At 47.3% G+C, this 1,879-nt stretch carries 2 protein-coding genes; both read right to left on the bottom strand.

What is annotated here, in order from left to right; genetic code table 11:
- On the bottom strand, positions 1 to 749 hold a 749-nt coding region (locus NC99_RS07870; RefSeq protein ID WP_157624664.1), incomplete at its 3' end, for an AAA family ATPase.
- Entirely contained in the window at positions 746 to 1,825 is a 1,080-nt protein-coding gene (locus NC99_RS07865) for a metallophosphoesterase family protein (RefSeq protein ID WP_053181904.1), read from the bottom strand. The genes NC99_RS07865 and NC99_RS07870, both read right to left, overlap by 4 nt.
- Positions 1,826 to 1,879: the final 54 nt, after the last annotated feature.

The raw sequence follows: 1,879 nt of genomic DNA, 5'->3' as shown, positions 1-1,879 counted from the left end.
AACTCCTGCAGTCGTTTCCAGTCTCCCTCCTGTTTTTGCAGTTTCATTAGTTGAAGTGTATGTTCCTCCATTTCTTTTTTTAACAGATCCAACTGCTCCTTGTACTTTTTTACCTGCTCCGGATCAACTTCGCCCAGTTGCTGCAATTGGCCTTCCAAGTGCTGTCTATGGGCATTATTCTTCGATTCGAGCGCCGTCACCTTATAATAAAGTTCAAACTTTTCCAGGCTGAAAAGCTCTTTCATCATCTGGGTGCGAGCCGTATCCTTTAGCTGTAAGAACTCCTGAAACTGTCCCTGAGGAATGATGATTGTCCGCTTGAAGTTGTCGTAACTCAGGCCAATCGCTTGCTCAAGTCCATCGGGTTCCATCGGGTTCCACTGGTTGCCTTCTTTTTGATAGGCCGACCGATCCAGCTTCTTGACATCGTCAAAGCGTTTGCTGTTCCGTCTCCCCTGAACCACGGCCCGGTAAGCCGTTTGGTCCTTGCCCGTTTCAAAAATGAAGTCAATCAGCAATTCGTCCGATTTCAGGTTCATCATGTTGTAGTTCCGGTTATCCCCCGAGAGATTAAGCCGATCCGTTTTACCATAAATAGCAAAGGTGATGGCTTCCAAAATGGAGGACTTTCCGCTGCCCACTGATCCAAAAATGCCAAAAAGGTTCGCGGCAGTCAGTTTTGTAAAATCGATGGTTTGCTTATCCTGGTAGGAATACAAACCTTGTATGGTCAGTTGTATGGGTATCATTGTTCGTCTTCGGCCAAAATTTCGGTGAATAAATTCATGAGCTCTTCGTTGGGTTCCTGTCCTTTTTCGTGCTTAAAATAGTCGCGAAAAAGCTCTTCCATACTGCGGGTCAGGTCAATCTTTTTTTGAATGGTATCGATCAATTCGTCGGCATGGATCACTTCCGGGATGATCGCAACAATACCGGAGTGGGCTACATTCAACTGTTTGCGTTCGAGAGCCGTCAAAAAAGTGTCGGTCACGAGTGTCAGTTCAACCAAACAATCCTGATTTTCAGCCAACCACTGTAAAGCATCCTCCAAACCTTCGGCCCGCTTACGCAACAGTTTCTTTCCCTGGCTCAGTTCAACTTCACGAACGGCAGCTGTTTCTCCCGGTTCTACATCCACCAGCAAAACATATTTTTTCTGGTTCGCTTCTGAAAAGCTGTATGACAACGGACTTCCGCTGTAATAAACCGGTGCAGGATTTGAATCCACCCGATGCATCCGGTGCAAATGTCCCATGGCCGTGTATTGAACCTGCTTTGGAATATTCTCGGTATAAACAGCCTGTGCCCCACCAACATGCAGAATGGGTTTTTCATCAGCTGGCTCCTCGGGGAGCACTTCCCCCTTCTTAATCACAAAAAGATGCGAAACCAGCACATTAACCCCATGCTCATCACAATACTGATCAGCCAGTTGCTTCCATTTTTGCTGAAGGACCGTGCGCAGTTCCTCTTCGCTATTCTCCAGTCCCAGGCAGGTTTTCAGGCGGTACTCATTGGCATAAGGAGTCAGTAAAAGACGCAGGGGAATTTCACTTTTCGGCAGCCGGAGCCCCAAAAAACCTTCACTGCTCTGCAAGACTTTGAGGCCGGAGTCCAACTCAAAAGGAGCCACAGACGAGTTTGGATAGCCGGCAAAAATAATCCCGCACTCGCGGGCCAGCGGATCGGGCGACTCAATCCGGTCGGGCGAATCATGGTTGCCGGCTATGGCAATCACCGGTCGCCGGCCATTGTTGGACAGCCGTTTCAAGGTCTTATAGAATAAATCAACGGCTTCGGTGGGCGGATTAAAGGTATCAAACAAGTTGGAAGATTAGATCGGATTTTTACACGTTTTTTTTTTAGTCATTTTTTTTTT

The sequence above is a fragment of the Sunxiuqinia dokdonensis genome (assembly GCF_001270965.1).
Classification (GTDB): domain Bacteria; phylum Bacteroidota; class Bacteroidia; order Bacteroidales; family Prolixibacteraceae; genus Sunxiuqinia; species Sunxiuqinia dokdonensis.
The sequence above is the reverse complement of the archived record's forward strand: the minus strand, read 5'-3'. Positions and strand labels throughout refer to the sequence as shown.